At 53.2% G+C, this 25,884-nt stretch carries 23 protein-coding genes; 21 read left to right on the top strand and 2 right to left on the bottom strand.

Going from position 1 to position 25,884, the window contains the following annotated elements:
• The first annotated feature begins 1 nt into the window (after nt 1).
• From dnaB to C1714_RS01740, 16 genes are all read left to right on the top strand, one after another.
• Nucleotides 2-1,369 (top strand): replicative DNA helicase, encoded by a 1,368-nt coding sequence (dnaB, locus tag C1714_RS01815; RefSeq protein WP_102341584.1) that lies wholly within the window; start codon nt 2-4, stop codon nt 1,367-1,369.
• Entirely contained in the window at nt 1,369-2,895 is a 1,527-nt protein-coding gene (locus tag C1714_RS01810) for a M23 family metallopeptidase (RefSeq protein ID WP_102341583.1), read from the top strand. The genes dnaB and C1714_RS01810 overlap by 1 nt, the downstream gene beginning before the upstream one ends.
• Complete coding sequence (locus C1714_RS01805; RefSeq protein ID WP_102341582.1) at nt 2,892-3,698, top strand: MBL fold metallo-hydrolase; 807 nt, start codon at nt 2,892-2,894, stop codon at nt 3,696-3,698. The genes C1714_RS01810 and C1714_RS01805 overlap by 4 nt, the downstream gene beginning before the upstream one ends.
• Nucleotides 3,634-4,695, top strand: a complete 1,062-nt coding sequence (locus C1714_RS01800) for a S1C family serine protease (RefSeq protein ID WP_102341581.1) — start codon at nt 3,634-3,636, stop codon at nt 4,693-4,695. Before C1714_RS01805 ends, C1714_RS01800 begins: the two co-directional genes overlap by 65 nt.
• Complete coding sequence (gene rlmH, locus C1714_RS01795; RefSeq protein ID WP_102341580.1) at nt 4,692-5,168, top strand: 23S rRNA (pseudouridine(1915)-N(3))-methyltransferase RlmH; 477 nt, start codon at nt 4,692-4,694, stop codon at nt 5,166-5,168. The genes C1714_RS01800 and rlmH overlap by 4 nt, the downstream gene beginning before the upstream one ends.
• A 129-nt stretch (nt 5,169-5,297) precedes the next feature.
• Nucleotides 5,298-5,564 carry a phosphocarrier protein HPr gene (locus tag C1714_RS01790; protein ID WP_102341579.1) on the top strand — a complete coding sequence of 89 codons (267 nt, stop codon included), beginning with the start codon at nt 5,298-5,300 and terminating at the stop codon, nt 5,562-5,564.
• 87 nt (nt 5,565-5,651) lie between these two features.
• The gene (locus tag C1714_RS01785) at nt 5,652-6,263 is read left to right on the top strand and encodes a lysoplasmalogenase family protein (RefSeq protein ID WP_102341578.1); all 612 of its coding nucleotides are present in this window, start codon (nt 5,652-5,654) and stop codon (nt 6,261-6,263) included.
• Nucleotides 6,260-8,077, top strand: coding sequence for a 1,4-alpha-glucan branching protein GlgB (gene glgB, locus C1714_RS01780; protein WP_102341577.1), 1,818 nt, complete (start codon nt 6,260-6,262; stop codon nt 8,075-8,077). The genes C1714_RS01785 and glgB overlap by 4 nt, the downstream gene beginning before the upstream one ends.
• A 42-nt stretch (nt 8,078-8,119) precedes the next feature.
• Nucleotides 8,120-10,276 carry a type I pullulanase gene (gene pulA, locus C1714_RS01775; RefSeq protein WP_102341576.1) on the top strand — a complete coding sequence of 719 codons (2,157 nt, stop codon included), beginning with the start codon at nt 8,120-8,122 and terminating at the stop codon, nt 10,274-10,276.
• On the top strand, nt 10,257-12,176 hold the full coding sequence (locus C1714_RS01770) for a DUF885 family protein (RefSeq protein WP_102341575.1): 1,920 nt from the start codon (nt 10,257-10,259) through the stop codon (nt 12,174-12,176). The genes pulA and C1714_RS01770 overlap by 20 nt, the downstream gene beginning before the upstream one ends.
• A gap of 77 nt (nt 12,177-12,253) precedes the next feature.
• A complete protein-coding gene (locus C1714_RS01765; protein ID WP_102341574.1) occupies nt 12,254-13,576 on the top strand; it encodes a hypothetical protein in 1,323 nt (440 codons plus the stop codon).
• On the top strand, nt 13,576-14,247 hold the full coding sequence (gene ung, locus C1714_RS01760) for a uracil-DNA glycosylase (RefSeq protein WP_210115303.1): 672 nt from the start codon (nt 13,576-13,578) through the stop codon (nt 14,245-14,247). The genes C1714_RS01765 and ung overlap by 1 nt, the downstream gene beginning before the upstream one ends.
• A gap of 111 nt (nt 14,248-14,358) precedes the next feature.
• A complete protein-coding gene (locus tag C1714_RS01755; protein ID WP_210115231.1) occupies nt 14,359-15,486 on the top strand; it encodes a glucose-1-phosphate adenylyltransferase in 1,128 nt (375 codons plus the stop codon).
• Nucleotides 15,487-15,497: 11 nt separating this feature from the next.
• The gene (gene glgD / locus C1714_RS01750) at nt 15,498-16,610 is read left to right on the top strand and encodes a glucose-1-phosphate adenylyltransferase subunit GlgD (protein WP_102341573.1); all 1,113 of its coding nucleotides are present in this window, start codon (nt 15,498-15,500) and stop codon (nt 16,608-16,610) included.
• Between the two features lie 24 nt (nt 16,611-16,634).
• Complete coding sequence (gene glgA / locus C1714_RS01745; protein ID WP_102341572.1) at nt 16,635-18,089, top strand: glycogen synthase GlgA; 1,455 nt, start codon at nt 16,635-16,637, stop codon at nt 18,087-18,089.
• A gap of 8 nt (nt 18,090-18,097) precedes the next feature.
• Nucleotides 18,098-18,643 (top strand): flavin reductase family protein, encoded by a 546-nt coding sequence (locus C1714_RS01740; RefSeq protein WP_210115230.1) that lies wholly within the window; start codon nt 18,098-18,100, stop codon nt 18,641-18,643.
• 87 nt (nt 18,644-18,730) lie between these two features.
• On the opposite strand, the gene C1714_RS01735 is transcribed toward C1714_RS01740, so the two are convergent.
• Nucleotides 18,731-19,573: a MurR/RpiR family transcriptional regulator gene (locus tag C1714_RS01735; protein ID WP_102341570.1), complete on the bottom strand. Its 843-nt coding sequence runs from the start codon at nt 19,571-19,573 to the stop codon at nt 18,731-18,733.
• Nucleotides 19,574-19,724: 151 nt separating this feature from the next.
• On the opposite strand from C1714_RS01735, the gene murQ reads away from it, so the two are divergent.
• Genes murQ through C1714_RS01715 form a run of 4 tightly spaced genes read left to right on the top strand, consistent with a single transcriptional unit; the run spans nt 19,725 to nt 24,060 of the window.
• Nucleotides 19,725-20,627 (top strand): N-acetylmuramic acid 6-phosphate etherase, encoded by a 903-nt coding sequence (murQ, locus tag C1714_RS01730; RefSeq protein ID WP_102341569.1) that lies wholly within the window; start codon nt 19,725-19,727, stop codon nt 20,625-20,627.
• 20 nt (nt 20,628-20,647) lie between these two features.
• Nucleotides 20,648-22,096: a PTS transporter subunit EIIC gene (locus C1714_RS01725; protein ID WP_102341568.1), complete on the top strand. Its 1,449-nt coding sequence runs from the start codon at nt 20,648-20,650 to the stop codon at nt 22,094-22,096.
• Nucleotides 22,089-23,144 carry a MupG family TIM beta-alpha barrel fold protein gene (locus C1714_RS01720; RefSeq protein ID WP_102341567.1) on the top strand — a complete coding sequence of 352 codons (1,056 nt, stop codon included), beginning with the start codon at nt 22,089-22,091 and terminating at the stop codon, nt 23,142-23,144. Before C1714_RS01725 ends, C1714_RS01720 begins: the two co-directional genes overlap by 8 nt.
• Nucleotides 23,145-23,160: 16 nt before the next feature.
• Nucleotides 23,161-24,060 (top strand): nucleoside hydrolase, encoded by a 900-nt coding sequence (locus C1714_RS01715; protein WP_167849890.1) that lies wholly within the window; start codon nt 23,161-23,163, stop codon nt 24,058-24,060.
• Here C1714_RS01715 and C1714_RS01710 read toward each other — a convergent pair.
• On the bottom strand, nt 24,049-24,474 hold the full coding sequence (locus tag C1714_RS01710) for a MarR family winged helix-turn-helix transcriptional regulator (RefSeq protein WP_102341565.1): 426 nt from the start codon (nt 24,472-24,474) through the stop codon (nt 24,049-24,051). The genes C1714_RS01715 and C1714_RS01710 overlap by 12 nt on opposite strands.
• A gap of 228 nt (nt 24,475-24,702) precedes the next feature.
• Here C1714_RS01710 and C1714_RS14370 point away from each other — a divergent pair, with 228 nt between their 5' ends.
• Nucleotides 24,703-25,881, top strand: a complete 1,179-nt coding sequence (locus C1714_RS14370; protein ID WP_102341564.1) for a phosphoglycerate kinase — start codon at nt 24,703-24,705, stop codon at nt 25,879-25,881.
• The last annotated feature ends 3 nt before the right edge of the window (nt 25,882-25,884 follow it).

The following is a 25,884-nucleotide window of genomic DNA, read 5'->3' as shown; positions in this document are numbered from 1 at the left end:
AATGGCGGTGCATGCGCTGCCTTCGGCTGTAGAAGCTGAGGCGAGTCTTCTTGGGACGATGATGCTCTATGACAATGCGGCCAAGACGGCGATTGAAATGGGGCTGAATGAGGATGATTTTTTCGTCGAGGCGAACCGGCGTATTTTTCATGCGCTTCTTTCGCTGTATCAGGATGGTACGATCATTGATCTGACGTCGGCGGCGACGCGTTTGAAGGATCAGGGGGAGCTGGACCGTGTTGGGGGCCTTGCCTATCTGACGCAGCTGACTGATGCGTCCGTAACTTCGAGCAATACGCGGGAGTATGTGCATCAGATTCAGGATAAGGCTCTGATCCGCAAGATGATTGCGGCGACGGAGGAGATTGCGCGCAAGGGTCTGGAAGAGGGGCAGCCGGATATTGATGCCTACCTCGATGCGGCGGAGAAGGCGGTTCTTGATGTGTCGCGCAACCGGCGGACCAGTGAGTTCAAGACGGCGCCGGAGATCATGAACAACGTTCTGGAACAGATCAAGCTGCGCAGTGAAAACCATTCGGTGGTAACGGGTCTGAAGACCGGTTTCCGTGAGTTTGACAAGATGACACACGGTCTGCAGAACGGGGATCTCGATATTCTGGCGGCGCGTCCTTCGATGGGAAAGACGGCGGTGATGCTGAACTTTGCGCTGAATGCGGCAGCCTATGCGCCGCAGAAGGCGGTTGCGATCTTTTCGCTGGAAATGAGTGCGGATCAGCTGGGCATGCGTCTTCTGTCGGCAAAGTCACGGGTAGCCGGCGACAAGCTGAAGACGGGCGATCTTGGTAAGGACGATGATTGGCAGCGGGTTTCGGATGCGGCGCAGCAACTGAAGCGTTCGAAGATTTTTATTGATGATACGCCGGGTTCGAAGGTGCCGCAGATCTTTTCAAAGTGCCGGCGTCTGCAGCAGCAGGAGGGTCTTTCGCTTGTGCTGATCGACTATATTCAGCTGATCACCGGATCGCGGGCGACCAACGATGTGTCGCGTCAGCAGGAGGTGTCCGATATTTCGCGTGCATTGAAGGCTTTGGCGCGTGAACTGAATGTTCCGGTCATTGCGCTTTCGCAGCTGTCCCGTGCCGTTGAGCAGCGTGAGAATAAGCGGCCGATGCTGTCGGATCTGCGTGAATCCGGTGCCATTGAGCAGGATGCGGATATTGTTCTGATGCTGTATCGTGACAGCTACTACAATCCGGCGGCCAAGGATGAGGCGGATAAGAACGGATCGGAGCCGTTGGAAATCAACATTGCCAAGCATCGTAACGGTGCAACGGGCAAGTTCAATCTGATGTTCGAGGCGTCGACGAATGCGCTGATGAACATTGAATACAGTCAGGAGCAGCGCTGATGAAGAAGTTTCTGGTACTGGTTGCTTCGTTTCTGGGGGCGCTGTTTATTGTGATGGGGCTGCCGGCGTTAATGAACCGTTCCGTTGCCGTATACAGCGGCCGTGACAGTGAGACGTCGGCGGTGAGCCAGAGTATTCTCAGGATTGACAGTGAGCCGCATACGGTTCAGAAGATCTACAACGCTGGTCAGCTGATCGGTGTGCTGAGTTCGCAGAACCGGCTGAATGCCTATCTGAAGCAGGTGTATGCCGATGACTATGCCGAGACATTTCCGGATTCTTCGGTGGCACTTGGCAAGGATGTGTACGTGGAAGAGGAGCAGAGCTACTTTGTCTATCAGAATGTGGATGATGACATCTTCTCCTATCTTCATGACAATGAGCTGTTTTCTCTGGCGGCGACGGTCGTTGATTTTTCGGATGATTCCGGTGTGTATGCGGAGATTGCGGTAGCCAATGCGGATCTTTACCAGCAGGCGATGCAGGATTTTCTTTCGATGTTCATTTCGCAGAGTGATCTTGCGGCTCTGAGTGCGGGACAAAGTACCGGGGAGCTGACAGCCTATGGTTCGCGGGCGACGGGCATTTCGATTTCGCAGACGATTACGACGCGCGATGACTATGCAAGTCCTTCGGATATCAAGACGACGAAGGAAGAGATTCTGGATTATCTGGAGTATGGGGACAATCAGGATCGGGAATACTATACGGTGGAGCGCTACGATACAGTTGCCGGTGTCGGCTCCAAGAACAACGGTCTTTCGGCGACACAGGTCATGAATCTGAACCGGGACAAGATTTCCAATGTGAACCAGGTGCTCAATGAGGGCGAAGTACTGTGCGTTACGTACTTTACGTCGCCGATCGATGTCGTGGTGACGCAGGAGTCGATGCGTCAGGAGACGATCTATCCAAGCACGATTTACCAGGAAGATGATACGGTGCGTGAGGGCGAGTCGTTTGTGAAGCAGGCGGGCGTCAACGGTTCGCAGAATACCGTGTATTCGGAACGGTGGATCAACGGCGTCCTGATTTCCGGTGAAAAGATCAGTTCGGTTGAGACGCTGCAGCCGGTGGATGAAATCATTACGGTTGGTACATTAGAGATTCCCGGCTATGGTACGGGCATCTGGCGGTGGCCGGTGGACAATGTACATATCAGCTGCGCCTGGGGATGCTACGCAAACCATGAGGCGGATGATATTCAGAACTTCTACGATCGCTACGGTCCGATCTATGCGGCGGACCGCGGTGTCATCGAGGAAAACAGCTATGATCCGATTTCGGGCAACTATGTGATCATCAATCACAACGACGGCTGGTATTCGTATTACGGTCACATGTATGTGCCCAGTCCCCTGGCCGTCGGCACGATTGTTGATAAGGGTGATGTGATCGGTCAGATCGGTATGACGGGCCGGGCGACGGGTCCGCATGTACACTTCTTCATATTCCAGAAAGATGAGAACGGGAACCGGGAACTTCATGATCCCTGCGAGTTCCTCGACTGTGACGCGACGATATGATGAAATTTGCACTATTGTGCTCCGGTTCAAAAGGCAATTCGTTTCTTCTACGGGATGAGCATACCTGCATTCTGGTGGACTGCGGATCGACGAAGCGCTATCTGAACCAGTGCTTTGAGCAGCTGGGCTTTGATCCATCAGAGATTGATGCGGTGCTGATTACGCATGATCATTCCGATCATGTGGCGCAGGTCGGCATGTTTGCGGATCATCTGATCTATTCGCCAGTCGATCTCAAAGTTCCTACGCAGCATATTGAGCCGGAGAAGCCGCTGACGATCGGGCATCTGACGGTGACGCCGGTGGAGCTGAGCCATGATGCGCCGCATACGGTCGGCTACATCTTTCAAAGCTGGCAGGAGAAGCTGGTTTACATTACGGATACAGGCTATGTGAAGTACAGCTATGTGCCGCTGCTCAAGGGTGCGGATTACATCATCCTTGAGAGCAACCACGACGTTGAGATGCTCATGCACACGAGCCGGCCGGCTTATCTGAAGGCACGGATTGCGGGCGATGACGGGCATCTTTGCAACGAAGACTGCGCTTCCTTGCTGCAGGAAATCGTTACGCCGCGGACGAAACAGATTGTTCTGGCGCATATTTCCCAGGAAGCCAATACGCGGCAGAAAGCACTGTCCGCGGCAGCACAGGCGCTGCAGCAGGTGAAGGATTCGCTGAATCCGCACCTGCAGCTAGCGGCGGCGGGACAGTTCGAAATGATACGGGGAGGCAGCGATGAAAAAGTTGATCTGGGCAGTGTTGTGTGGTCTGCTGGTATGGAATGTGATTCTGAGCACTGAGCTTCATTCGCTGCGTCAGCAGTCTTCGGTTGAGACGTCGATGCCGAATGCGACCCCGGGGGCCAATGAAGTCGTGACGCATACGGTCAACGGCTATGTGTCGGACATTACGACGGCAGCTGCTTCGGTGCGCAGGTCGATGGTGCGAATGATCATCGACGGTACGGAGAGCGGCAGCGGTATCATCTACAAGCAGGATGGTGATACGTACTATGTGCTGACCAGCAGCGGTCTGGTGACCAACGGGACTGATATTGAGGTGCGTCTGGCCAGTGGTGCCCTCGTCGAGGGGACGGTGGTCGGCTACGATTCGATCAGCGATGCGGCTGTCGTGACCATGGTACCCGGGGTTGAGTGCCCGGTGCTGAGCTTTGGTGATTCTTCCCTGGTCAAGGCGGGGGAATACGTCATTGCGCTTGGCGCTACAAGCTCGGCGACAAACAGTTTTCCGATCAGCTTCGGTGTCAGCGGTCAGCCCGGTCAGCAGGTTCATTCGTCCAACGGACGCTATGGCATGATCGAGATGCTGGAAACGGACATGGACTATCAGACGGCAATGCAGGGCGGTGCGCTGGTGAATCTTTCCGGCGAGCTGGTCGGCATGATCAGCGGAACCTACGGGGCCAGCGTATCAGCGGTCGGTGTCAATGAGCTTCAGGATGTTCTTGAGCAGCTGGAAAACAACGGAACAGTGACACGCGGCTATCTTGGGGCGGCTGTTGAGAATGTGGCGAATCTTGAAACCTATGAGAAGAGTTCACTGAATGTGGCGCTGGATCTGTTGGAAGGTGTGATGGTATCCAGTGTGGCAGCCCAGTCGCCGGCGGAAGAAGCAGGAATGCGTACGGGCGATGTGATTCTCAGCAGCGGGGATGCGAGCTTTTCGGATATCGAGGATCTTCGCCGTTTCCTGTATACCTGTGTGCCGATGCAGATGGTGACCTTTAATGTACAGCGTGGTCAGGATGTTGTGGAAGTGAGCGTTACGCTGCAATGATTCGGATTATTTCCTGCGGCAGGCTGAAGGAAAAGTGGATGCGTGAAGGCATTGCCGAGTATATGAAACGCATCATGCCCTATGAAAAGATCGAAATGGTGGAAGTCGACGATGAGCCGGCGCCGCAGACCAACTCCGATGCCGAGAACCAGCAGGTAAAGAAGATTGAAGGGGAACGGCTGCTGAGGCAGATTAAACCGCAGGAGTATGTGATTCTGCTGGATCTTGCGGGAAAAGAGATGGATTCCATTGCCTTCAGCGGAATGCTTTCCGATCTGCATGCGCATGGCTGCAGCCGGATTGATTTTGTGATCGGCGGTTCGCTGGGCGTCAGTCCTGATCTGATCCATCGGGCAGACTATCGTTGGAAGCTGTCGGTCAATACATTTCCGCATACTCTTTGCCGGATCCTGGTACTGGAGCAGATTTACCGGGCGCACCGGATTCTTGCCCATGAGCCCTATCACAAGTGAGCTTTTGAAAACAACACATGACAATCAGTGAAAAGAACCGGGATGTGAATAAATGAAGGGATGTAACCGCTTGTAATGGGAAAATGGATGCGATAAAATCCTATTAGTGCTTGAGGAGGAGAATTTGATATGAAGCAGATTTCCGTAACTGTTGTAGATCCGGTTGGACTGCACGCTCGTCCTGCAACGGTCGCAGTAAACGCAGCCAGCAAGTTCAAGAGTGAAGTCAAGGTGTCCTATAAAGGCCGCACCGTAAACATGAAGTCCATTATGGGTGTTATGTCGCTTGGCATTCCGACGCAGTCCGAGATTACTGTGACATGCGACGGTGACGATGAAGATATCGCAGTCAAGACGATTGAAGAAGTTCTTCGCGCCCAGAAGGTCATTGCCTGAACTACAGTAACTGATCATTCGGAGAATGCCCGCGGGTGTTCTCCGATTTTTATTTCTCTGCTCTTCTCTTTCTTGATTGGAGACTCTATGGTGCGCCTGTTCTCGCTTCTTTGTTTTATTCTCTTTGGTGTATATGATTCGATACAGTCGGAAAAGTCCGGCGGCAGCCGCTGCCTGAAGCCTTTTCTGATGCCTGCGCTGATTGTTTTCTATCTGTCTTCGGCTTCCTCGGTTCAATGGCTGCTGGCGGCAGCCCTGGCGTTTGACTGGGCTGGCGATGTGTTTCTGATGAGCCGCAGGCACCGGGCGCTGTTAGCGGGGGTGATCAGCTTCGGCATCGGCCATGTGCTGCGGATTCTTCTGTTTGTTCAGCAGGGGCTGGTGTTTGATGATGTGGTCGTTCTGGTCATGTTCATGATGGCTGCCTATGGGTGGTCTGTTTTGAACCGGATTCGTTTTCCGCTGCCCGTCATTCGCAATGTCTGCCTTGGCTATGGCGGTGTGCTGTGTCTGATGAGCGTCGCTGCATGCATGGCGATGCGCGGGGGCGGATCGGTTTTGAGCTGGATCGGGAGCCTCCTCTTTGTTTATTCCGATTCCTTGATCGGCTTGGAGGAATGGGGCGGTGACAGTGGACACGGTATCATGGAAACCTATCTCATCGGTCAGTTTCTGATCGTGCTGGGAGTGCTGTTATGAGCGGCGGGAACTATGAGAGACTTCTGCGCGAGTTTCATGAAGGTACCTGCCGGAAGGCGTCGGATCTCTTCGGCGCTCATTTTTCCTATGAGGGTTCGCAGGGGGTTCGCTTCACTGTCTTTGCGCCGCATGCGCGGCAGGTAACGGTATTCGGCAGTTTCAATGACTGGAATGATGGGGAATATGTCATGGAGCGGACACAGGATCCGGAGGTGTTCTCTCTCTTTGTGCCTGGCGTTCAGGAATGGGACAGCTATAAGTACCACATTCTGAGCAATCGGGGATGGGCGATGGACAAGGCGGATCCCTATGCCTTCTACAGTGAGACGCCGCCTGCCAATGCGTCCAAGGTCTACAATCTGCACGACTATGCGTGGCACGATCAGAGCTGGATGCTGAAGAGGAACAATAATGAAGATGCGCCGGTGTCGATTTATGAGGTACATGCGGGCGGCTGGCGCCATGATCCCCAGGACCATCCCTATACCTATACGCGGCTGAAGGATGAGCTTCTGCCGTATGTCAGTTCCATGGGCTTTACGCATATTGAGCTGATGCCTGTGACCGAGTATCCTTACGATGGCTCGTGGGGCTATCAGACGACGGGCTACTATTCGGTTACGTCGCGCTATGGCAATCCCTATGAGTTCTGCGAGTTCATTGATGCCTGTCATCAGCGCGGCATCGGTGTGATTCTTGACTTTGTGCCGGCCCACTTTGCGCGCGACAGCTACGGTCTGGCGTCGTTTGACGGACAGGCGCTGTATGAGTACAGCCGCTATGAGGATGCCAACAGCCCCTGGGGAACGCTGAATTTCAACTTTGCAAGGGGCGAGGTGCGTTCGTTCCTGTTATCGGCGGCACTGTTCTGGTGCCGTACCTATCATATGGACGGGATCCGCTTCGATGCCGTCAGCAACCTTGTGTACTGGAACGGTGACAGCCGGCGGGGCGTGAATACGGCAGCGATTGAATGGGTTCAGCAGGTCAATAGTGCGCTTGCGGAAGAGTTTCCCTCGGTGATGAAAATAGCGGAAGATTCAACGACCTATCCCGGAGTGACGAAGAAGACTGCGGATGGTGGTCTTGGCTTTGATTATAAGTGGGATCTTGGCTGGATGAATGATACGCTGCGGTATTTTTCGATGGCGCCGCAGTATCGCATTTCGCAGGAAGGGATTCTGACGTTTTCGATGAATTACTTCAGTTCAGAGCACTTCCTTCTGCCGTTGAGCCATGATGAAAATGTGCATGGCAAGAAGACGATTCTGGACCGGATGTACGGCAGCTATGAGGACAAGTTTGCGCAGGTGCGTCTGTTATATGCGTACATGTTTGCGCATCCGGGCAAGAAGCTGAACTTCATGGGCAATGAACTCGGCAGCTTCCGTGAATTCGATGAGAAGCGGCAGCTGGACTGGAATCTTCTTTCCTATCCGCTCCATGATGCGCTGCATCATTATTTTCAGAATCTGAACATGCTTGCAAGAAGTGTTCCGGTTCTGTATCAGAATGAATATGATTCTTCCTCCTTTACGTGGGTGGATGTGCATGCGGCGGTGTTCGTATTTGCCCGCCACGCTGGAAAACAATGGCTTGTATGCGCCCTGAATGCGGGGACGCAGTCATTTCCTGTGTATGACCTCTATCTTCCGTTTGCGGGCAGGGGAAAGGAAATTCTGAACTCGGATGCGGTGGTCTGGGGTGGCAGCGGTATGGTCAATGACGGCGCTTTCTCAACGGGGAAAAAGAACCGGATTACGATCCGGCTTGGCAGGTTTGCGGCGGTGTGGCTGCTGTTTGATGCAAAATAAGGATGTTTGCGTATAATGTAGCAAACACGTAGGAGGGCGACGATGGGGGTTCTGCAGGCGTATCTCGATGATTATGGACTGGTGACGGCGACGGTCAGCCGTTCGTATAACGGCGGTGTAATGAATAATTTTTATCTGCTGGATGAGCGTGGAAAGGCGATGGAATGTCTGATTGCGGGCGTTGAGCAGCACGACAGTGAGACGCATTACCAGCTGACGATTCCGGCGGATTTTGAGTTTGGGCATTCGTATACGCTGTGGGGGGACCATGGTGTGCATACGCCGCTGCAGATGCGCTTCATTACGCAGACCAAAGAGTTTGACCGGCAGTTTGACTATGATGGGCCGCTGGGTCCCCAGTATTCGCCTGAACATACGCAGTTTGTGCTCTGGGCGCCGACGGCTGTTGAGGCGGCGGTCCATGTGCGCTCGGCTTCGGGTGATCTGAAGGTGTATCCGATGAAGCGGGGCATTCAGGGTGTGTGGCGGGCCAATGCGGAAGGTGATCTTTCGCATTCGACCTATGTCTATGTGCTGGAGCGGGATGGGACCGTTGTGTCGACGGTTGATCCCTATGCGTTGAGTTCGACGGCCAACGGCAAGCGTTCGGCAGTCATTGATCCCCGGGTTCTGGAGCAGGTGAAGGATCTTTATCTTCTGCCGCGGCTGGAGTCGATGGTGGACGCGATTGTCTATGAGTGCAACATCCGTGATATGACGAGCTCTCTGGAAACGGGGACGTCGGTTCACGGGACGTATATGGCTTTGACGGAAGACGGTACGACGTGGAAGGGCATTCCAACGGGTTTCAGCCATATCAAGAACCTTGGCGTGACGCATGTGCAGGTGCAGCCGGTCAGTGATTTTGCGACGGTTGATGAGCTGCATCCGGACCGTTCCTATAACTGGGGCTATGATCCGGACAATCTTCTGACGCTGGAGGGTTCGTATTCCTGTCAACCGGAGGATCCGTATGCGCGGATGATTGAGTTCCGGAAGATGGTGACGGCGTTCCATGCGCGGGGCATCAAGGTGAATGTGGATGTGGTGCTGAATCATCTCTACGATGCCTATGCCAGTGCGCTGCAGAAGACGTGTCCATATTATTTCTTCCGCTATTCGGACAACCGGTGGCTGAGCAACGGTTCAGGGTGCGGCAATGATCTGGAGTCGCGGCGGCCGATGATGCGCAACTATCTGACCTATATTCTGACGACATGGATGAAGCTGTATCATGTGGACGGGTATCGGTTTGATCTGATGGGCATTCTCGATGTTGAAACCATGAACATGCTCGCAAAGGCGTGCCGGGCGATCAAACCGGATGCGATGATCTATGGCGAGGGGTGGGATCTGCCGACGGCGCTTCCGCAGCAGGATAAGGCGAAGATCTACAACCAGCGTCAGATGCCGACGATCGGTCATTTCAATGATACGTTCCGTGATGTGAGCCGGGGCTCGGCGGCGGATGATCGCAAGTATGAGCGCGGCTTTCTGACGGGCAATACGGCGCAGGGCTTCGATATGTGCTCGGTGCTGGCAGCTCATACGCAGCCGGCGCCCTACTTTCAGCGGTTTGATAATCCGGATCAGAGCATCAATGCGATGGAGACGCATGACAATGCGACGATCTGGGATAAGATGCACTTCTGCTGCAGGGATGAGCCGCGGGAACAGCGGATCCGGCGGATGAAGATGATGATGGCTGTGACCTGTGCGGCGCAGGGTGTTCCGTTTATCCATGCGGGCTTTGAGTTTGCGGATACGAAGATGGACAATACGAATTCCTACAATGCCGGTGACAAGGTGAATCAGATGAACTGGGACCGTGCGTTCTATGACCGGGAGCTGATTGCCTATATGCGCAAGTGCATTACGCTCAGGAAAAGCTACAAGGGGTTCCGGCTGCGGACGGCGGAGGAAATTGCGAAACATGTGCAGTTCCGCAACCCGGACAGTGCGGTTGTCTTCTATCAGATCGATGTTCCGGATGAGGAAATCGGTGCCGCCGAGGTGCTGGTGATCGTCAACGGTGACTGGAATGCGCATTCGTATCATCTGGATGCGCCGATGGCGTTCCTGCTGGATGAAAACGGGGAATCGGGGGAAAACCTGTATAATGATGTGACGGTGCCGATGTGTTCGGTGCTGGTGCTGAAGAAACCGTTGGAGAGAAAAGATGAAGAAACTGCTGTATAAATCTGCGGCGTTCCTGATGGCCGGGGCCATTGGCCTGGGTGGCCTTGTGCCGGTGTATGGCGAAGAGAATGCGGACAATGCGGACTTTGATGATTTCCTGACGCAGGAATTCGTAGAGGCGATGGAATCGGATTATATGTCCATGCACTTTGCGGTGAAGGACTATGAATCCTATGGCATCGAGAAGCCGGATCTCACGATCGGGGATGCAAGCAAAGAAAGCTACGATGATGCGAAGCAGTCCGCCGAGGAGTCACTGAAGAAGCTCAAGGCTTTTGACTACGATTCTCTCAGTGACAGGCAGAAGACGGACTACGATACCTACAAGGCTTCGCTGCAGGAGACCATTGATCTCAACAGCTATCCGATGCTGGATTCTCTGTTCAATTCGTCCAGCGGCATCATCAACAATCTGCTTACGAACTTTACGGAGTTCGTGTTCTACCGGCAGGAGGATGTGGATGATTATCTGGCGGTTCTGGCAACGGTTCCGGATTACATTGATCAGGCGCTGGAACTGACAAAGCAGCAGGCGGCCCAGGGGTTCTTTCTGAGTGATTCGCAGCTGGATGATACGGAAAGCGACATTTCGAAGTTTACGGAGAAGACGGATGATAATCAGCTGATCGTGATCTTCGATGAGGCGATGGATGCGGCCGATTTCCTTACGGATGAGCAGCGTGCGGACTACAAGGCGAAGAACCGTGATCTGGTGCTGAATTCCTATATTCCGGCCTATGCGAAAGCGGGCGAAGAACTGGAGAAGCTGCGGGGATCGGCGAACTATGAGGGCGGACTTTGCAATTATTCCAACGGGGGCAAGGAATACTACGAGGCACTGGCGCGGTCAAAGTCTTCGACGTCGCTTTCGGTGCAGGAGCAGTTTGATTTCCTGAACAGCTTTATCAGTGATCAGGTGACAGAGATGATCAATCTCTATCGCAAGGATCCCAATATCTACGATGAGTTTGATTCCGAGACGGTGGATGTGACTTCGCCGGAGGATATTCTCAATCAGCTTCAGAACAATCTGCAGGATTATCCGGCCGGTCCGGATGTGACCTATACGGCTTCGTATCTGGATCCGAGTGTGGCCAATGATTCGATCATGGCCTACTATGTGAATCCGCCGATCGATGATCCGACCGACAATGTGATCAAGATCAACGGAAGCAATATCAGTGATACCAATGAGCTGTACGGGACGCTGGCGCATGAGGGCTTCCCGGGGCATCTGTATCAGACGACGTGGTTCCTCAACACGAATCCGAATCCGATTCATGCGGCGATCAGCGAGATCGGTTATACCGAGGGCTGGGCGATGTATGCGGAAGTCAACCAGTTCGCGCACAGTTCTCTGAGTGCCAACGTCGCCGAGATGCAGAAGATCAATACGACACTTGGCTATACGATGGATGCGGCGGCGGATCTGGCGGTGAACGGTCTTGGCTATACGGTTGAAGACCTTGCGGATTGGCTGGATCAGCTGGGGCTGAACAGTGACTCGGCGCAGTCGCTCTATGACTTCGTCGTGTCGCAGCCGGGAGTCATTCTGCCCTACGGCTACGGGATGGCAAAGTTCCTTACCTACCAGCAGGAGGCGGAGGATGCGCTTGGCTCTTCCTACGATGCGGTTGAGTTCAATACGGTGCTGTTAACAGGCGGTGCACGTACATTCGAGCAGCTTGATAAGGATGTGGAAAACTACATTAAAGGCAGCACAGGCACCAGCACCGCAGGTGCCGCTGATGGCGGTAACAGTAACAGCAGTACGTCCGGCGGCAGTTCCTTCCTGGAACGGTATGGCGTTGATATTCTGATCGGTGTGGCTGTTGCGATCGCGATTCTGGCGTTCATTGCGCAGCGTTCGTATCATCGGGATGATCCGTTCGGTGATTGAGCGCCGGCCGCTTTGAAATCATTGTTAATTATGCCCGCGGGGGATTGCCCTGCGGGTTTTAGCGTATACTGGTGTTTATGGGACTGCGTTTAAAAAAAGTTGTTTCTTCTGTTGTGATGGCGGCGGTGCTGCTGTCGGGGTGCGGAAGTGATTATTCGTCTGCTTCATCATCTACATCCGCGTCTGCGACACCTGCTTCTTCGCCCGTACCGGTAGTGACGGATTTTCACTCGGTCGCTGCCCGGGCAGAGACTCTTGCGCGCTATGTCGTGCAGAATGACTGGGATGCGATCAGTGCTTTCTTTGCGTCATCCTCTTGGCAGAACCATTCGCCTTCGCAGCTTCAGGATGCGTTTCTCTCTGCGTCTGACGGCGTGAACGGAGACCGGGTCATTGATGACTGTGCACGGATGGATGGCGATCTGATTACGGGCTTTGCGACGGTCGGTGCCGGTGATACGCAGGTGCGTCTGCGGGTGCGCATGGACGAGAATCGTGAAGTGCTGTCGCTGTACTTTGAAAAACTGCCGGCAGTGCCTGAAGTGGAAGAGACGGATGATTATACGGAAGTGGCGGTGAAGGCTGGCCGTGATCCGGCGGTTAACGGGATTCTGACCCTGCCGAAGAATCATGATTATCCCTATATTGGCATATTGATGCCCGCAGGCCTCAGTGACGGGATGGATGCGTCGGGCAGTGATCCTGCCTTCCGGCGGCAGCTGGCACATGCGCTGGCGTCGGCCGGTGTAGCGACCATCCGCTATGATATGCGCAGCTATGAGGATCCGTTATTGACGGAAGAAGACGGATGGTCGCTGGATCTTCTGATGAATCAGGATCTTGCCTGGACGATACATCATCTGGATCAGTACGCGGTGGATGCGACGAATATCTTCTATGTTGGCTGCGGTGTCAGCGGGGGACTTGGCTTTGGTGAGATGAATGAGCATTATGAGATGACCAAGGGACTGGTGCTCATGGATGTACCCTACGCGGACGATGGTCTTTCGTTGTTCGGCTCCTATTACGGGCTGGATGAGGATACGGTTTTGGAGGCGCGTGCGGCTCTGGAAGCGGAAGAACCGGATCTGAAGGCTCTGGTTGGGGAGTATCCTCTGTCCTATTGGAACGAGTGGAATTCGCTGCTGAGTTCTTCATTATTGGTATCGGGAAGCTATCGGCGGCTGGTGCTGAGCGATGATGAAGCAATCTATGATGCGTGGGATCAGGGGACGAAGCGGTATACGGAGATGGCTTCCTATGATTCGTTTACGGATGAGGACGGGTCGATGAGTACTGTGGCGGCTGACATTGCGGCATGGCTCGATGGCGAGGATCTTCCAAGCCAGATAGAGAAAAAGGATTCCGGTACAACTACGATAGGCGGGAGGAAATCTTGATGGTTCATAATGACTGGTGGCCCTGGCTGCAGCAGGAGTGGCAGCAGCCCTACTTCAGAGAGCTTTCGGCCTTTGTGCATGAGCAGTATGCGACAAAGGTTGTCTATCCGCCGAAGGCAAAGGTGTTTTCGGCGTTTGAGGCATGTGAATACAAGGATATCAAGGTGGTGATTCTGGGTCAGGATCCTTATCATGAGCCTCATCAGGCCCACGGGATGTGCTTTTCCGTGCTGCCCGGGACCCCGCTTCCCCCTTCGCTGGTCAATATCTTTACGGAGCTGCACAATGAGCTTGGCTGCCGGATGCCCAACAACGGCTATCTGATGCCGTGGGCGAAGCAGGGATGCTTTCTGCTCAACACCGTGATGACCGTGGAAGAGGGCAGAGCCAATTCGCATGCGGGACACGGCTGGGAGACGTTTACGGATCATGCGATCATGAAGATCAATGAGAAAGAGGATCCGGTCGTGTTTCTTCTGTGGGGGCGCAATGCGCGCAATAAGGCGGGGATGATTGATCGTTCGCGCCATCTGGTGCTGGAGGCGGCCCATCCTTCACCTCTGAGTGCGTATCACGGCTTCTTCGGGTGCGGTCATTTTATGAGGACAAATGAGTTTCTGAGCACGCACGGGAAGGAACCGATGGACTGGCAGATTCCGGATCTGCCGTGATGTATGCATGTATATACGGGCATGGGCGGTGTTTTTTGTGTTTCGCCCTATCTTTTCAAGTTATAATGATCTTACATCAGGGGATAATCAACCCGGGGAGAGTGACTTGTTATGAATAACATGGTAGCTATGATCCTTGCGGGCGGCCGCGGTTCTCGTCTGCACGACCTGACGAAGAAAATCGCTAAGCCGGCAGTCCACTTCGGCGGTCGTTACCGGATCATTGACTTTCCACTCAGCAACTGCGCCAATTCCAATATCAAAAGTGTTGGCGTATTAACACAATATGAATCGGTTCTTCTGAACTCCTATGTAGCCCGCGATCATTCCTGGGGTCTTGACACGAATGATGGCGGTGTTTACGTGCTTACGCCTCGTGAGAGAAGTGAAGTCGGCCTGGAGGAATACCGGGGTACGGCGGATGCGATCAGTCAGAACATTGATTTTCTGGATTCGATGAATCCGGATTATGTGCTGATTCTTTCGGGCGATCACATCTACAAGATGAACTACGAGAAGATGCTGCAGTTCCATCTGGAGAAGCAGGCGGATCTGACGATTGCGGTTCGTCCGGTTCCGCTGCGTGAGGCGAGCCGTTTCGGCATCATGAATACGGATGCCAACGGGATGATTACGGAGTTTGAGGAGAAGCCGGAACATCCCAAGAGCAATCTTGCGTCGATGGGTGTCTATATTTTCACCTATAAGCTGCTGCGGAAGTATCTGATTGCGGATATGAAGAATCCGGAGAGTCATCATGACTTCGGCAAGGATATCATTCCGGCATATCTGAATGATAAGCGCCGTCTGGCGGCCTTCCAGTTCAAGGGGTACTGGATGGATGTCGGAACGATTGATTCGCTCTGGGAAGCCAACATGGATCTGATCAAGGAGGACAGTGATCTGGATCTTTCGGACAAGAACTGGCGCATCTATACGGAGGATGTGAACGCCCTTCCGCAATACATCGGTCCGGATGCGAAGGTGAGCAACTGCTACATTACGCAGGGTGCTGTCATTGAGGGTTCGGTGGAGAATTCGGTGATCGGTACCAACTGCCGGATCGGCAAGGGCGCGAAGGTCATTGATTCTGTCATTATGCCGGACGCAATCATTGAGGACAATGCGACGGTTACGCGCTGCATCGTTGCGGATGACGTTGTCGTCAAGGCAGGTTCCTCCGTCGGCTCAAAGAACAGCGAACACATCGAACTGGTCGCATGTGACAGGGAGGCGTAAGGGAGACGGATATGCAGGCACTTGGAATCGTTACTTTTGAAGATAATACAGCTACGATTGAAGGTCTCGGCGATTATCGTCCGGTACCGGCAATTTCGTTCATGGGACGTTACCGGATCATCGACTTCATCCTGAGCAATATGACGAATTCCGGCATTGACTCGGTGCAGGTCTACTGCAAAGAGAAGCCGCGGAATCTGTTTGAGCATCTCGGTGACGGCAGTCATTACAACATCAACTCGAAGCGCGGCATGTTACGGATTCTGTATGGCGAGAAGTCGTTCTCGTCGGAGGTATACAACCATGATGTGGCGAACTATCTGCTCAATATGCAGTACATTGAGCTGGATCCAAATCCCTATGTCGTTATTGCGCCGAGCTACTTTGTTTATTCCATTGATTTCAATGATGTGCTGAAGCAGCATGTTGAATCCAAAGCGGATGTGACCATTCTTTATACGTCGACTAATGACGGTAAGCGGGCGTTCCTGGGCTGCGATACGCTGGAAATGGATAAGACGCACAGCATCACGGCGTTCGGCAAGAACCGTGGCTCGCGCAAGAATGAGACCATTTCGATGGAAGCTTATGTGATGCGCAAGGATCTGTTCATTTCGCTGGTCAAGGAGGCGGCAGAAGTTTCGTCTCTGTACTGGTTCAAGGACATTCTGCATGACAAGGTGAAGGATCTTGACATGAAGGGCTACGGTGTCCGCGGCTTCGTCGGCTGCATCAATTCGCTGTCGGAGTACTATCGTATTTCGATGGAGCTGCGTGATCTCAAGACGGCTCAGCAGCTGTTCCGCAAAGGATGGCCGGTGTATACGAAGACGCACGACTCATGTCCGACGCGTTTTTCGCCTGACAGTTCGGTTTCCAATTCATTTATCGCAAACGGTGCGGAGATCGATGGTACGGTGACGGGTTCGATCATCAGCCGTGATGTGCATGTCGGCAAGGGCGCTGTCGTTACTGACAGTATCATTCTTCCGCATTCGTTCATCGACGATAATGTGAAGCTGGATCATGTGATCGTTGATAAGTATGCGATGGTTCACCATATCAAAAAGCTGGAAGGTACCGATGAGAAGCCTGTGTATGTCGGGCGTCGGGACCGTATCTGATTCAATTCGACAGGAGATATAGCTATGGGCAGATCCATTCTATTTGCGGCTTCGGAGGGGCTTCCCTTCTGCAAAACCGGCGGCCTTGCGGACGTCATCGGCTCCCTTCCGAAAACTCTGGCAAAACGGGGCCACGATGTGCGTGTCGTTCTGCCTCTGTATAAGAGTGTCATTGAGAAGCACTATGATGAGCTGACGCGTCTGGGTACGATTCAGGTACATTCGGGCTGGATCGATCAGCCGGCGACCTACTATACGGCGACGGTCGATGGCGTTGTTTACTACTTCATTGAGCATCAGGGCTACTTTGAGCGTGACGGCTTCTATGGCTATGACGATGACGGGGAGCGGTTTGCGTTCTTCCAGCGTGCGGTTCTGGACATGATCTATTTCATTGACTGGTGGCCCAACATCATTCAGTCCAATGACTGGCAGTGCGGCATGATTCCGCTGCTTTGCCATGCGTGCTATGCGGATGATCAGCGGTATCAGAACATTCGCCATATCTTTACGATTCACAATCTGGCATTCCAGGGAAATTTCGGAGTTGATATGTTGCCGAGCTGCCTGGGACTGGATTACTACTATTTCGACAATGGTTCGATCAAGTTCGATTCCGGCATTTCGTTCATGAAGGCCGGCATCGTCTATGCCGATAAGGTGACGACTGTTTCTCCGACTTATGCGCAGGAGATTCTGACGGCGAGCTTCGGCGAGCGTATGGACAGCATTTTGCGTTACCGCCGCGATGATCTTGTCGGTATTGTCAACGGCATCGATACCAATACCTGGAATCCGAAGAAGGATCCGCGTCTTGCCAAGAACTATGATCTTCGTACGTGGGTATCGGGCAAGAAGGCCAACAAGCTTGCGCTGCAGCAGATGCTGGGGCTCAAGGAAACCAACGATGTGTGCATGATCGGACTGGTTTCGCGTCTGACGAACCAGAAGGGGATCTATCTGATTACGGACAAGCTGGCGGAGATCCTGGGCATGGATGTTCAGTTTGTCGTTCTGGGCACTGGCGAGAAGGCTGCGGAAGATGCGTTCAAGTGGATGGAAGCGACCTACAAGGGCAAGGCCGTTTACTACTGCGGCTATAACGAGGATCTGGCGCATCAGATCTATGCGGGCTGCGACCTGTTCCTGATGCCGTCGCTCTATGAGCCGTGCGGAATCGGTCAGCTGATCGCGATGCATTACGGTGCTTTGCCGCTGGTTCGTGAGACAGGCGGTCTGAAGGATACAGTGCAGCCGTTCAACCAGTATACGGGTGAAGGCAACGGCTTCAGCTTCTATGCGGCCAATGCCGATGATATGGCCTATACGCTGCGCTGGGCAGTGAGCCAGTACTATGACAATCGTCCGGGCTGGAAAGGTTTGGTCAAATCGGCAATGACCACGGATGTCAGCTGGGAGAAGAGCGCCGGCAGCTATGAGGCGCTGTACTATCAGCTGTGCAGCTGGCCGGATGAATGAGGCAGGCGATGGAGTTCAAAGGAAGCCAGGGTTTTGTTGCGCCACAGACGGTTGCCATCCTTGGGACGTATGATGAAAATGGTGTTCCCAATGCCATGAACGCGGCCTGGTGCATGCAGAGTGATACGGCAGAACTGAGTATTTCGCTTGGTGCGCACAAGACGACGGACAACTTCATGAAGACGGGTGCCTTTACGGTTGCCTTTGCGACGGTGAAGACGCTTGTGATCTCGGATTACTTCGGTGTCGAAAGCGGAAGGAACGTAAACAAGATCGAAAAAGCCGGTGTCCATGTGCATAAGAGTGCATATGTCAATGCGCCGGTGATTGAGGAATATCCGCTGACGCTGGAGTGCCGGGTAAAGAGCTTCGAGGACGGGATCCTGGTGGGCGAGATCGTTCATGTCTTCGCTGATGAAAGTATTCTCACGGATGGAAAAGTGGATCTTGGAAAGATGGAACTGATCTGTTTCGATGAGTATGCCGGTGTGTACCGTCGGGTTGGTGAAGTGGTTGGCAGGGCTTTCCATGATGGTCTTGCGTTAAGAAAATAGAGAGACAACAAGAGACGCCGTGTCATAGAGCCGGCGTCTTTTCGCATCTTACGATCCAGGCAGAGCTGTCCAAAATACCGTGATCAGTCAGGAGTTTTTTTCAATATGGGTTTTACGCAGCTGGCGCAGACTGTGGTCGTAGTCCATGTTGGCGTAAGCGGTGTAGAGAATATCGATGATATTCAGTGAAGAGATCCGGCTTGCCATTGCGGCGGAGCGGAAGAGAGATTCGCTCGATGTTGTATAGAGCTTCAGATCAGCGAGGTCGCTGATCTCTGACTTGACGGGACGGGTGATGGCAAGGATCGGCGTCTTATTCTGGCGCAGCGCTTTGGCGCAGGTGATCATTTCCGTTGTGTGACCGGAATAGGAGATGATGATGGCCAGGTCCTTCGGCGTGCTGCTGCGGGCCGTAACCAGCTGCAGATGCCAGTCTTCACTGATGACGCACGGCTTGTTAATGCGAAGCAGCTTGAGATAGGCATCTCTGGCGATGACAAAGGAGGCGCCCATGCCAAACAGGAGTACGCGGTCCGCTTTCTGCATCTGTTCGGCGCAATTGTGAAGTACGGCCGGGTCCATGATGCGCTGCGTCTCCTGCAGGGACTGCATATTCTGCCAGGTGATTTTGCGGATGATTTCTTCGGTGGAATCGCCTTTGCGGATCTCATCCTGCGAAAGGACCATGTGCTCATCCTGGAGCGCAAGTTCAACAGTCAGACTTTTGCGGAAGTCTTTATAGCCATGAAAGCCAAGGCTCTTGCACATGCGGACAACGGCTGACACCGATGTGAATGATTCGTCCGCAAGCGCATGGATGCTCAGGGAGGCGGCCTCGTGCGGGTGGCTCAGAATATAGTCGCCTGCTGCGCGTTCGGCGGTGTTCATCTGCGGCAGATTTTCGCGCAGAAGGATAAGGACATTTTTCATAAATTTGTACAACTCCTGAGAAAATTATGCAAAATGTGAAATAATGTGTCAAACGAAACATGCATTATTGAAATAATGTTTGTTTGCATTATATTGAAAGCATCAAAGCTTTGAGACACAGAATCATAATCAAAAGAAAGGGGAGATCCTTTTGGCTTTAAACCTGGAAAAAATGACGACGGAGCAGCGGAATCCGGACACAATGAATCTGGATGAAATGACGACGCTGCAGATCGTTACGGAAATGAACCGGGAAGATGCCGGAATTCCGGCTGCGATCCGGCCGCATCTTCCGGAAATCGCAAAGGTGGCTCAATGGGGTGCCGAATCACTGTCCCAGGGCGGCCGTATCTTCTATATGGGAGCCGGAACCAGCGGCAGACTCGGTGTTCTGGATGCGTCCGAGTGCCCGCCGACGTTCGGTGTTTCTGCCGATACGGTTGTTGGTCTGATTGCCGGGGGACCATCGGCCATCATGAAAGCGGTCGAAGGTGCGGAAGATAACAGGGAGCTTGGTGCACAGGATCTGAAGGATCATAACCTGGCTCAGAATGATCTTGTGATCGGCCTTGCGGCAAGCGGTCGTACGCCTTATGTGATCGGCGGAATTGAATATGCAAAGTCGATCGGCTGCCGGACAGCGGCCATTACATGCAACGAAGGATCGGCGATCGGAAAAGCTTCCGACTGTGCAATCGATGTCGTTGTGGGACCGGAGGTGTTGACAGGCTCAACGCGTCTGAAGGCCGGCACGGCGGAAAAAATGATTCTGAACATGATTTCGACTGCGGCCATGGTTCAGATTGGAAAGTCCTATGGAAACCTGATGGTGGATGTGGTGCTCTCCAACGAGAAGCTGCAGGTGCGCGCGGAAAACATTGTGATGCAGGCGACGGGGGTCGATCGCGAAACGGCGAAGCGGACCATTGCCTCAGCCGGCGGCCGGTGCAAGACGGCGATCACGATGATTCTGGCAGACTGCACCAAAGAAGAGGCGGAGCAGCGCCTTGCGCAGGCAGACGGACATGTTAGAAAAGCAATTCTTCATCAATAATAGGAAAGGGGAAATGTTGTATGACCAATGAAGAACTTGTGAAACAAATGCTCGAAAAGCTGGGTGGAAAGGACAATGTACGCTCGGCTACCAACTGTCAGACCCGTCTTCGGGTACAGGTGAGTGATGATGCCAAAATCGATGAAGCGGGACTGAAGGCAATCGAAGGAGTTCTGGGCATCGTCCATGATCGCCCCGGGTACATTGAAGTTGTTGTGGGACCGGGCAAGTGCCGCAAATGTGCAGATATCTGCCATGATATGGGAATCCCGAGCAACGCGGCCGATGCCGTCAGCACCAACAATGACTGGAAGACGAACAAGTCGAATGTCAAGGCGGGACAGAAGCCGAATAAGGTACGCGATCTTCTGAAGGTGTTCGGTGAGATCTTTGTTCCGCTGATTCCGGGTGTTATCGCTGCTGGTTTGTGTGCAGGTATTGCGACGCTCATCAAGCAGCTGGTACCGGGATTTGCGGATAATACGTTCCTGAATGTTCTCGTTAACCTGCTGGGTCTGATCAATTCTGCATTCCTTGCATATCTGACGGCATGGGCAGGCTATCGTGCTGCGGAGCGCTTCGGTGGTACGCCGATCCTTGGCGGTATGCTTGGTATGATCACCGGTCTTGATGGCATCAATGTGATTTCACAGGCAATCGGCTGGTTCAATGCGGATGTTCCGCTGGATTCCATTCTGCGCAGCGGACGCGGCGGCGTTCTGGCGGCGGTCATCGGCGTTTACTTCATGGTGAAGATTGAGAAGGCAATTCGTCGGAAGATGCCGGATTCGCTCGATATCGTGTTTACGCCGATTCTGACGCTGATCATTACACTGATTCCGTACATCTTCGTTGTGATGCCGGTCTGCGGTCTGATTTCGAGCGGTCTGTGCTGGATTGTTCAGGTTCTCTGCATGAGTGATAACATCGTTGTCCGCGTCATTTCGGGCTATGTCAGTGCGGCTCTGTTCCTGCCGATGGTTGCGATGGGTATGCACCATGGTCTGGTTGCGCTGTACTCGGTTCAGCTTGAGCAGTTTGGCTACGTTATGCTGTATCCGGCGCTGGCAATGGCTGGTGCAGGACAGGTTGGTGCCGCGATTGCCATTGCAAGAAAAGCAAAGAAGGTTGGCAACGAGCGTATGCGCAATATTATTCGCGGTGCTCTTCCGGCGGGCTTCCTTGGTGTTGGTGAGCCGTTGATCTATGGCGTTACGCTTCCGATGGGCAAGCCGTTTATTACTGCTGGTCTTGGCGCAGGCTTCGGTGGTGCCTTTGCGATGGCAACGGAAGTTGCGGCTACGACATGGGGACCTTCGGGACTGCTGGCTCTGTTTGTTATGACCGCTGGTCCGCACGGGGCTGTGAATTCGGTTCTCTGCTATGGCGTTGGTCTTGTGATCTCCTATGTCATGGGCTATGTCATTACCAACCTCATGGTAAAAGATGAGGAAGTAGCGAATGCATAATCTTCCTGGCTATTCTGTTTATCTTGCGGAATACAGGAATGGGCGCATACCGTCTGCAGAATGTTCTGCAGGCGGTGCGCCTGTTTTTCTGTCTCTGCATATTCGTGAAGAATATTCGGATACCTATGAACAGGAGATGGTGGAGCTTTGTCGGCGGCTGAATGATGCCGGCATGAAGATCGTTGCGGATATTGAAAAAGATACGCCGGGCCGCTTTCATACCTCTTCTGTTCTGCAGTTGAAAGAGAAGCTGCATCTGTATGGTGTGCGCATTGATTTCGGCTTTTCTGCACAAGAGATTGCGGAAGCCGCCGGAGCGATGCCGGTCATCGTGAATGCGTCCACGTTACAGGCGGATGAGGCGCGGATCATTCTTGCCCGTGCGGAATATCCGGTGGTGGCGATGCATAATTTTTATCCGCGTCCGGAAACGGGACTGGATGAAGAATATCTGAAGGAGTCGACAGCGGCTCTCAAGGCGCTGGGGCTGCAGACGGCCGCCTTTGTTCCGGGGGATTTGATCCGGCGCGGACCTTTGTATGAGGGATTACCGACGCTGGAGGCGCATCGTAATCTTCCTCCTTCGGTGGGCTATATTGATCTTTTGGACCGGTTTGGGATTGATACGGTATTTGTTGGTGATCCGGGGGTCAGTGAAGCGGAAGTGGAACGGATGCGTACCTTTGCGATGGAAGACATAATTGAAGTTCCGTGTCAATTGAACAGTGGGTATGAGGATTATTATGATCGCGTGTTTACGTGCCGTATTGATTCGCCTTCGTGGCTGGTCAGAGCGGAAGAATCCAGAACCTATGCCGGAGTTTCGGGCAGGAAAGAAGCACCGGACCCTGATGTTAGAAAACGTGTGCGCGGTTCCATTACGATGGACAATGAGAAGTATCTTCGCTATTGCGGAGAGGTGCAGCTGATGCGCAAGGATCTTCCCGCGGATCCAAAAGTTAATGTAATTGGCCATGTGCAGCAGGATTACATTGTTCAGCTGGACAGGATCGGGCGTGGAAAAAAGTTTGTCTTGAAACATGTATGATCAGGAGTACGGGAATATGGTTTCAGTGATTCTGGATACGGATCCCGGCGTGGATGATTTCTTTGCGATTGCGATGTTATGTTCGAACCGAAATCGGATTCACTTCGTCGGCGTAACTGCGGAAGGCGGCAACAATACAACGGCAGTAACGGCGCAGAATGCGCTGAATGTGCTGTCGTTACTGGGCTGTGGTGATATTCCGGTGGCACGGGGAATGGATCAGTATTTGACGCGTCCCTTTGGTGCGCCAGTTGCGAAGTTCCATGGTGCAAATGGGATGGGAAATGTGGATCTTCCGGTTTCGAACCATGGACTGGTGAAGGAGAGAGCCTGGGATTTCATCTATACGCAGGCGAAGGAAGCTGGGTCGATTGTGTTAGTGACGGTTGGTCCTTTGACCAATGTTGCGGTTGCGCTTTGCAAGTATCCGGATCTGAAGGCTCATGTGTCGCGCATTGTGATGATGGGCGGTACGACGGACCGTGGCAATATCGGTCCGTATACAGAAGCCAACATGGGCCATGATGCGCTGGCGTCGCGGATTGTGTTTGAAAGCGGGATTCCGATTGATATGGTCGGTCTCAATGTGACGCGGGACTGTATCATTACGCCGGCGGAGTTTGACGTGATGTCGGGGCACAGTGATTCCCTGATTGCGTCGGTGATGAGGGATCTGATTGTGTTTCGGGCAGGCGAGGCTCTGCATGATCCGATTGCGGCGGCTGCGATGCTGGTGTCGGAAATCATATCGTGGGAAGATGCATATACCCAGATTGAGTTTTCGGATCTGAAGACCAACGGGATGTGTCACATCGATCCGGAAAAGACGGATTCATTCAACAGCAGAATTGCGATGAAGCTGGATCAGGCCGCGTACCGCGGAATGTTCAGGGAGATGGTGCGGTCACTGGTCTGAGAGGTTTGAGATCATTTTTCGTACAATGTTATTGAAGATGGAGAGTTCCTGGTCAGAGATGCCTTTGGTCAGGGTGCGCTCCATCGTTTTTTCTTCATTGGCGACAGTGGGACGGTAATGGGAGGCGCCGTCGGAGAGGTGGATCGCTTTGCGGCGGGCGTCGTGACGTGATTTGGTGCGGGTGATGAGGCCTTTGTGCTCCATGTTGTTTAGAAGTCCGCTTGCGGTGGCGGGGCGGATGTTGAATTCGGCTTCGATGTCTTTCTGATAGATCTCCTGGCGATAGTGTTCGAACAGGTATGCCAGTACTCTTCCTTCGGCGGAGGAATAGACGTTTTTTGGGGCCGTCGTCATGGAGCGGCGGGTCATTGCGTGGGACAGCATCTGGATGGATCGGATCGTGGAATCGGCCATAAGTTCTCCTGTGGTTGACAATAAAACGGTTTGTTTTTCTACAGATAGTTAGGAACCTAAGTGATTATAGCATACTGGAGATCGGATTGATAATGGCAATATGTGGCTTGGCTATGCAGAAAATACGATTTGTGAAATGTAAGTCAAGTTTCGGTGAAAACTAAGAAAGGAAAAAATGGCATGCTATAATTCTCACGGTAACTTACATAAGAGGAGGATAACTAGACTATGGCAAAGGTTACTGTCAAGGATCTGGACGTCAAGGGAAAACACGTAATTGTTCGTGTTGACTTCAACGTTCCGCACAAGGACGGCAAGATTACGGACGACAATCGTATCCGTGCAGCGCTGCCGACCATCAACTATCTGACGGAGCATGGTGCAAAGGTTCTGCTTCTGTCGCATCTTGGAAAGATCAAGACGGAAGAGGACAAGGCGAAGAACGATATGAGCATCGTTGCGACCCGCCTTGCGGAGCTGCAGAGTGCGCCGGTCAAGTTTGTGAATGCGACCCGCGGTCCGGAACTGGAAGAGGCAGTAAAGGAGCAGAAGGACGGTTCCATCGTTCTGATGCAGAATACGCGTTATGAGAAGGGCGAAACGAAGAACGATCCGGAGCTTGGCAAGTACTGGGCTTCTCTGGGCGATCTGTTCGTCGAAGATGCATTCGGTTCTGTACACCGTGCACACGCTTCGACGGTCGGCATTCCGACCTATCTGCCTTCGGCTCTTGGATTCCTCGTTGAGAAGGAAGTCAATGTTCTGGGCAAGGCTCTGAATGATCCGCAGCGTCCGTTTGTTGCGATTCTCGGCGGTGCGAAGGTCAGCGACAAGATCGGCGTCATTGAAAACCTTCTGAAGATTGCCGACAAGGTTCTGATCGGCGGCGGTATGTCCTATACATTCTCGGCTGCGGTCGGCGGCAAGATCGGCGATTCTCTGCTTGAGGCTGACAAGGAAGATCTGGCCCGTGAGTTCCTGGAAAAGGGCAAGGGCAAGCTGTTCCTGCCGGTTGATACTGTTGAAGCAAACGCATTCGACAATGCAACGGATGTGAAGGTTGTCAAGGCCGGTGAAGTCGATGACGGCTATCAGGGTCTGGACATTGGTCCGGAGACTGTGAAGCTGTTCCAAAAGGAACTCGAAGGTGCCAAGACCGTATTCTGGAATGGTCCGATGGGCGTGTTCGAGAAGCCGGAATATGCAAAGGGAACCGAAGCAATCTGCGAGACGCTCGCTAACCTCGATGGTGCGACAACAATTATCGGCGGCGGCGATTCGGCTTCGGCTGCGAAGAACCTGGGCTTTGCGGATAAGTTCTCCCACATTTCCACTGGCGGCGGCGCTTCCCTGGAATACATGGAAGGCAAGGAACTGCCGGGCATTGCAGTCATCAAGGAGAAGTAATCC

The sequence above is a fragment of the Galactobacillus timonensis genome (assembly GCF_900240265.1).
Classification (GTDB): domain Bacteria; phylum Bacillota_I; class Bacilli_A; order Erysipelotrichales; family Erysipelotrichaceae; genus Bulleidia; species Bulleidia timonensis.
Note: the sequence above shows the minus strand (reverse complement) of the source record. Positions and strands in the feature narration are given on the sequence as shown.